Genomic DNA, 6,858 nt, shown 5'->3' with positions numbered 1-6,858 from the left:
AGGGGGCAGTTTGGATATCGAAAATTATTGTACGTTAAGGTTATTTTTTGTACCTCTGAGCTATGGTAAAGCTTGACCACTTTGACAGGCAGCTTTGAGCGAAGAGCGGAAATTTTACGTGGCTGCTATTGAGCAGGGCCTTCTTTGTGGTTCTGAATGTATGTTGACCCCCTGTCGATTCAGTTGACGGGCAAATCACCAACTCTTACGTTGTTTTCGCGGGTGTGAAAAAGCTCATCAGCAAATCCGGTATGGCGAGTGTTTACCGTGCCGGAATTCTGTTTCTGAATGGCGCAGGATTATGGGCCAGGGTCAATACACTCAATTCGGATACCTGAACAGAGGTGTATGGCGTATCCTTTTTTTCCAGGTTCTGAAAATACTGGTCATGTATTGATATGCGTGGCTACAACATGAGCAGCTAATTTTGCCGTTTCGACCAGTCTGCGCTGTGGCATGCCCTGATAAGCAGCAGCAGATAACCCTTTCAGTGTTACCACAATAAAGTCTGTAAGACAGTCTGCTGACTCCGGGTACACAGCCTTAAGCCAGTCATTTATGGCTGTAATTCCCGGTCTTGCCAGTTTACATGCCACTTCACGGGCATCTTTGTCATCTGCCCGCATGCCTTCGGTAACAAGGCATCCTCGCTGATGTTTATGACGGCCATATTGTCTGGCTGCTGCTACCAGCAAACCTTCCACGCCTTTCGCAACATTTTTATTAGTTGATAATAATTTGTTCAGGGGAAGCGCACTCTCCCGCGCATAACGCTCCAGGCTCCGTTCATACAGTCCAACCTTACTGCCATATGCAGCATAAAAACTTGGCGGCTTTATATTCAGCGCCTCAGTCAGGTTAGCAATACTGACAGCGTCATAGCCATGTTCATGAAAGAGTGCCTGTGCAATTGCTACTCCTGCTTCGCGATCAAAGGCAGGTCGCCGCAGTCTGTTTGCTTGTTTCATCTTGCCTCCAAAATCAGTTTATATAGTAATCGCTAAAAAGCATTAGCATCAAATGCTAAATTTATCTTATTGATATGGAAAGACTTGTTAAATTAAGTTTAATTTTCACTTGTGATACTTTAACTTTATATGTAGTGATCACTATATACATAACCCACAACAAGCAGGAGAATACACAGTGACTCACTCATTTCAGAACAAAATCGCGGTTGTGACCGGCGCATCATCCGGTATCGGTCTTGGTATCGCACAGGAATTAGCAGCACTCGGTGCAACCGTGATTATTACCGGGCGGGACAGGAATAAACTTGAATCTGCACTCAGTACTCTTGGACCGGATGCGAGTCAGTTTCAGGTGGATGTATCCAGTCTATCGGAACTAGATGATTTTTATCAGCAAATATTGTCCCGGGTTGGTCGCATCGACATCCTGATAGCAAATGCCGGAATGGGCGAATTTGAACCCCTCGGGCAGATAACCCCGGAGAAGTTCGATCGTCAGTTCACAACGAACGTCAGGGGTATCACGTTTACCGTTCAGAAAGCATTACCACTGATGAAACCAGGCAGCAGCATTGTAATTACAGGTTCAACGGCCTCCATTAATCCCGGTCAGGGCCTCAGTGTTTATGGAGGCACCAAGGCTGCTTTACGCGCAATGGTACGCAGCTGGATTCTGGACATAAAAGGTGCTGGCGTTCGCATTAATATTCTCAGCCCCGGACCGGTGGATACTCAATCCTTACACGATTTCCTTCCCGAACCCGTTGACGCCATCCTGCAGTATTTGCGTGACCGCAGTCCGATTGGTCGCATCGGCCAGACAGACGAAATAGCAAAAGCTGTTGTTTTCCTTGCCAGTGATGATGCCAGTTATATCAACGGCGCGGAAATTTTTGCCGATGGCGGCGCATCTCAGATCTGAACATTGTTACTGAAGAACTAAGGTTTTGGGCATCATAACAGTTCTACCTTCAAGGGGAACCGGCCCTACTGGCTCGATGTGATCCGGCACAGATGCTTCGTGCCGGAAGTGTACCTGTTGCGCTGATTTTCAGTGGCATTATTTAACGTGATTCGCCTGGTATATGCGTGGCGGATCTATTTCCCTCCTGATATGAAGAGAATAAATTATGGTTAATTCAGTTCACGCAGAAAATGAACAACGTTATTTCGATGAATTAAAAATTCAGCGGTTACTTGCTTCCTACGTCCACAACCTGGATGACGGAAAGTTTGCAGAGAATGCCGAGTTATTTAAACATGCTGAATTTATTGTTCTCAGTGATACGGCACATGGTAGTGAAGAGGTCGAGCAGTTTTTTAACCGCGGCGTTCAGCGCCATAAGGACGGAACTCCCCGTACGTGGCATAACGTTTCTAATGTGCTGGTAGATGTATCGCCATCCGGTAGTTCAGCCACTTGCGTCAGCTATTTCACTGTGCATCAGGAACTGGAGGGGTTTCCTTTGCAGCCTATATGTACAGGGCGGTATTACGACAGTTTTGAAAAACATGACGGTCAGTGGCGTTTTACGTCGCGCAACGTTGTTCCCCGGCTGATGGGCGAACTTCAGTTTCACGTAGGCACGCCCATCGACAGTTCACAGACTGAGGGGGTGTAGTAAAGATGAAAAAGACCGCGCTTGTTACCGGGAGCAATAAAGGGATTGGCTTTGCTATAGTCAGAGGCCTTGCAAGAACGGGTATGTCAGTCTGGATGGGTGCGCGCGATCGCAGTCGTGGTGAAGAAGCAGTTGCCATCCTGCGCCAGGAAGGTCTTGACGTCAGGCTACTGGAACTGGATGTTGCAGATGAAGCGAGCGTGCAGAACGCGGCTGCAGTACTTGCGCATGAACTGGGTTCTCTCGACGTTCTTGTTAATAATGCGGGCATTCTCAGTGACACCATCACACCTCCGAGCCAGGTTAGTATTAAAGACATGAAAGCGGTTTATGAAGTCAATCTCTTCGGCCCGGTACGCGTGACGCAGGCCTTTCTGTCCCTGCTCAAAGCTTCTGGAGAGGCCCGGATCGTAATGATGAGCAGCGGCGTGGGTTCTCTGACGCTGATTACCGATCCAACTTCGATATATTCAAGCGTTAATCTCCTTGATTATACCTCTTCGAAGGTCGCCCTGAATGCCGTTACGGTTTCATTCGCAAAGGAACTTGAACCCTTTGGGATCAAAGTGAACGCTGTTGAACCCGGCCATGTACGAACCGATTTAAATGCCAACACCGGCTTTCTGACACCGGATGAAGGGGCTGCAACGGCAATAAAAATGGCGTTAACGGGACCGGACGGACCTACAGGTGGTTTCTTCGGCAGTCACGGACGCCAGCCCTGGTAACAGGGGATGTCCGTTCGCCTGATACAATAACCGGGATGTCGGGAAAACAGACAAGCTACTGACTAAGCCGACAAACTGTCAGCCCGACGTCCCATCATTATCTACTGCGGTACGCAGTGGATTTGACTTTTTATACCAGTCAGTCATCAGTGCCAGAACGGCAAGCCATATCGGAACATAAATAATGTAGTGATGTAATGCGGGACCCCGGTCAGCTCATTGCTGCCCGGGGCAGCTTATTAACAGAGTCAGGAGAGCTGGAGCCATGTACCCGGAATACTCAGCGCAAACTCACTACCAAAAACGATCGCCGGCGTCTGAAAGCCGGGGAAACTGTCACCGTTCAGAACTCGTCTGGCAGCTTCTGTGGCCGCAAGCGGCGTATAGGAATATCCGTTAACCGTCCCGATCACAGCCCGGTGGGTCTTCCCGTCAGCCCCGGTAACTTCAGCAACTGCGCGTGCGCGATTTGCATCGCGTTCATCCTGCCCGGGCCCTTCAGGAAGCATGGACAAATCCCCCTGCGGAAAGGCATCCCCTGTGACATGCACAAACATCTCAATATCCGGAATACCGGTTGAATGCCATGCTGTTACCAGATCGCCAAAGGAAAGCGGCGCACAGGCAACGGGACCGTCGCCAAAATCAAACCAGCCGGGCTGTGCATCCTCTTTCGTCATCAGAATACCGTTAACACGTACCAGCAGGCCGGCTGCGATTATTTCGCCTGCGCTGACGGCAGACCCCCGGGACATCGTTCCGGCCACCTGTAATGCTATACGCAACCGTCGTGATTCCGGTACATGTCGTGCAAGGCGAACGGCCAGGCAGTCGGTAGGCACCACGTCCCAGCCCACGCCCGGCAATAGCATACTCCCGGCCCGCGCCGCTCTTTCTCCCAGTGACTCAGCCAGCCGGTAAACGTTAATTTCCGCTGTGATATCAAGGTAATGAATACCCTGGTCTATACAGGCTTTCATCAGTGGTTCTGCCGTAGCAGCAAACGGCCCGGCGCAGTTCAGCACAGCGCCGATGCCTGCCAGCTGCAGCGCGGTTTCAGCAGCGTCCTCCAGGCCGAATACCCGCATACTGACGTCAAGTTCACAGGCAAGTGCGGCCAGCCGCTGCCTGTTTCTGCCGGCAATAATAATATTCAGGCCGGCACTTTTAGCCTGCGCGGCGGTCATGCGTCCCGTGTAACCGGTGGCGCCATAAATCAGTAATGTTTTCATGGTTGAGGGTGCTGCCATTCTTTATAAACAAATTCCAAGCTGTAGCCATCGGGGTCGAAAACGCCAGCGGCGTAGTAACGGGGATCGTAGTGAAGCCGGACACCGGGTGCACCATTGTCAGACGCGCCGGCACGCATGGCTGAAGCATAGGCTTCATTCACCATTGTCTGATTTCGCGCGACAAACCCGACATGTACAGCAGCTGGTGCAACAGTTCCTTCGCGTAGCCAGAAAAAGATCCGGCCCTCAGCACCGAACCCTTTCAAATCCGGGTGGCCGGGCGGCCCCTCTTTTCCGTCATAATCATGACGAACCGTGATGCCGAGAGGGGCAAGCGCTTCCGTATAGAAACGGACAGAACGGTCTGTATCGCTGACCGTTAAAAACAGATGATCGAGCATAAAACCTCCGGAAGGATTCAGATTTGGTAGCCGCCGGCGACCTCGATGGATTGTGCGTTGATCCAGACGCTGTCATCAGAGACCAGGCCTGCGATAACCCGGCCGACATCATCCGGCTCCCCCACGCGTTCCAGCGCGGTCTGTGAGGCGAGTAGCGCCTCAATTTCATCATTCAGCCCTCCGCCAAGCGACGTACGGATTGCACCCGGAGAGACTGCGTTTGCCCGGATGCGCCGCGGCCCGAACTCTTTGGCCATATAGCGGGTCAGTACTTCAAGGCCGCCTTTAAAGGCAGCGTAGGGCGCAACACCTGCCGTAGCCACGCGCGTGGTGGCGCTGGTAACGTTGATGATGTGTCCTCCATCACAAATCAGAGGCAGCAGCTTTTGGGTCAGGAAAAAAGGGCCCTTCAGGTGTACGGCAAAAAGAGTGTCGAACTCACTCTCCGTCACCGTTTCAATCGGGTTGAAGAGCCCAAACCCGGCGTTGTTTACCAGCACGTCAATCTGCTCACGTTCCCAGGTGACACTGACTATGTCCAGTAAGGCGTCGCGGAAAGTGCCGAAGGTTTCGGTACGAGCCACATCCAGATGCAGCGCAACGGCACGACCGCCTGACGCTTCAATTTCCTTCACAACCCTCAGGGCAGCTTCAGGGTGGCGTTTATAAGTCACAATAACTCCCATCCCTTTAGCCGCGCACTGCTGCGCCACGCTGGCGCCGATCCCGCCACTGCCGCCGGTAATCAGTACAATTTTCATGATTTCATCCTTTCTTCCTGCGATATGAAAAAGGATAAAGTACCCCGGAGCGGTCAGCCTCTGCGTTCCTGCTCGATTCTTGCCTTTTTCTGCTTTATGCTCGCTTTATTCACCCTACTGAGGAGGCCGACTTTGACACTGGAACCCCTGCTTGACGAGCTGCGTCTCCTGGCCGCTCATGCCCGAAACTGGCGAACCGAAACCGGTATCCCCCGTGTGGCAATGGTGCAAGGTGACGTTCCCCCACATGCGCTGGCTGCGGTTTATGAGCCGATGGTTAATCTCATACTGCGTGGCAGTAAATCCATGACGGTGGGAGACCGGGTGTTTAATTACAATCCTGCTTCTTACTTTGTCATGTCAGTAGACCTGCCAGCCGTAGGCGCAGTCCACCCTGAGGCCACCGGTGAGCCGTATCTCGCGGTCAGCCTGACCCTGACGCCCGAACGGATTGCGACGCTGCTGGCTGATTTACCTCCCGTGAAGGCCGATTCACAGTCGGGTGCTTTTTCCGTGGCTGCCGTCACGCCCGAACTGCTGGATGCCTGGGTGAGAATGCTTCGCCTGATGAACACGCCTGAAGATATCCCCGCTCTCGGGCCGGTGTATGAACGTGAGATTCTTTATCATGTTCTGAAAGGCCCACACGGCTGGATGCTGAGGGATATTGCTTCACCGGGAACTATGCTGGCGCGAATTGGTAATGCGATACGCTGGATAAGACATAATTTTGCTGATGAATTTGTGGTCGAATCACTGGCCGGACAGGAAGCTATGAGCGTATCGGCCTTTCATCGTCATTTTAAGGCCGTGACAAACATGAGCCCGGTTCAGTATCAGAAGCGCGTCCGCCTTCTTAATGCCAGAACTCGGCTGCTGGTGCGGCAGCAAAGCGTCACGTCTGTTGCCATGGAGGTGGGTTATCGCAGCGTGCCCCAGTTTAATCGTGAGTACGCCCGTTTCTTTGGCCGCTCTCCTTTAAAAGATGCTGCAAGCCTCCGGAACAAGGATGAAAATGCAGAAAGCGCTCTGAATCACCATGATTAATGCGACAGTACATTTGCTGCCAGTCACTGAATAACTCATCTTTCGATGTTTTATTCAGTGACTGGCAGCCAGGCAAACCCAACAGGCAGTAACTCA

Annotated in this window: 8 protein-coding genes; 4 read left to right on the top strand and 4 right to left on the bottom strand. The window is 51.8% G+C overall.

Annotation, left to right across the window (positions count from 1 at the left end):
- Positions 1–386: 386 nt before the first annotated feature.
- Positions 387–968, bottom strand: a complete 582-nt coding sequence (locus SBO83_RS16370) for a TetR/AcrR family transcriptional regulator (RefSeq protein WP_217147232.1) — start codon at positions 966–968, stop codon at positions 387–389.
- Between the two features lie 178 nt (positions 969–1,146).
- On the opposite strand from SBO83_RS16370, the gene SBO83_RS16365 reads away from it, so the two are divergent.
- The 3 genes from SBO83_RS16365 to SBO83_RS16355 all read left to right on the top strand — a co-directional run bounded on the left by SBO83_RS16365 (position 1,147) and on the right by SBO83_RS16355 (position 3,321).
- Positions 1,147–1,893, top strand: coding sequence for an SDR family NAD(P)-dependent oxidoreductase (locus SBO83_RS16365; RefSeq protein WP_217147233.1), 747 nt, complete (start codon positions 1,147–1,149; stop codon positions 1,891–1,893).
- Between the two features lie 208 nt (positions 1,894–2,101).
- Positions 2,102–2,593, top strand: a complete 492-nt coding sequence (locus tag SBO83_RS16360; RefSeq protein ID WP_217147234.1) for a nuclear transport factor 2 family protein — start codon at positions 2,102–2,104, stop codon at positions 2,591–2,593.
- A 5-nt stretch (positions 2,594–2,598) separates the two neighbouring features.
- Positions 2,599–3,321, top strand: coding sequence for an SDR family oxidoreductase (locus tag SBO83_RS16355; protein ID WP_217147235.1), 723 nt, complete (start codon positions 2,599–2,601; stop codon positions 3,319–3,321).
- Between the two features lie 248 nt (positions 3,322–3,569).
- On the opposite strand, the gene SBO83_RS16350 is transcribed toward SBO83_RS16355, so the two are convergent.
- From SBO83_RS16350 to SBO83_RS16340, 3 genes are read right to left on the bottom strand one after another with little or no spacing between them, the layout of a single operon-like run.
- On the bottom strand, positions 3,570–4,553 hold the full coding sequence (locus tag SBO83_RS16350; RefSeq protein ID WP_217147236.1) for a saccharopine dehydrogenase family protein: 984 nt from the start codon (positions 4,551–4,553) through the stop codon (positions 3,570–3,572).
- The gene (locus SBO83_RS16345) at positions 4,550–4,954 is read right to left on the bottom strand and encodes a VOC family protein (protein WP_217147237.1); all 405 of its coding nucleotides are present in this window, start codon (positions 4,952–4,954) and stop codon (positions 4,550–4,552) included. Before SBO83_RS16345 ends, SBO83_RS16350 begins: the two co-directional genes overlap by 4 nt.
- Positions 4,955–4,971: 17 nt before the next feature.
- Positions 4,972–5,715, bottom strand: a complete 744-nt coding sequence (locus tag SBO83_RS16340) for an SDR family NAD(P)-dependent oxidoreductase (protein WP_217147238.1) — start codon at positions 5,713–5,715, stop codon at positions 4,972–4,974.
- A gap of 96 nt (positions 5,716–5,811) precedes the next feature.
- Between SBO83_RS16340 and SBO83_RS16335 the strand changes: the two genes are divergently transcribed.
- Positions 5,812–6,762 carry an AraC family transcriptional regulator gene (locus tag SBO83_RS16335; protein ID WP_217147242.1) on the top strand — a complete coding sequence of 317 codons (951 nt, stop codon included), beginning with the start codon at positions 5,812–5,814 and terminating at the stop codon, positions 6,760–6,762.
- The last annotated feature ends 96 nt before the right edge of the window (positions 6,763–6,858 follow it).

The organism is Ewingella allii, from assembly GCF_044430645.1.
In the GTDB taxonomy this organism is placed as follows: domain Bacteria; phylum Pseudomonadota; class Gammaproteobacteria; order Enterobacterales; family Enterobacteriaceae; genus Ewingella; species Ewingella allii.
Note: the sequence above shows the minus strand (reverse complement) of the source record. Positions and strands in the feature narration are given on the sequence as shown.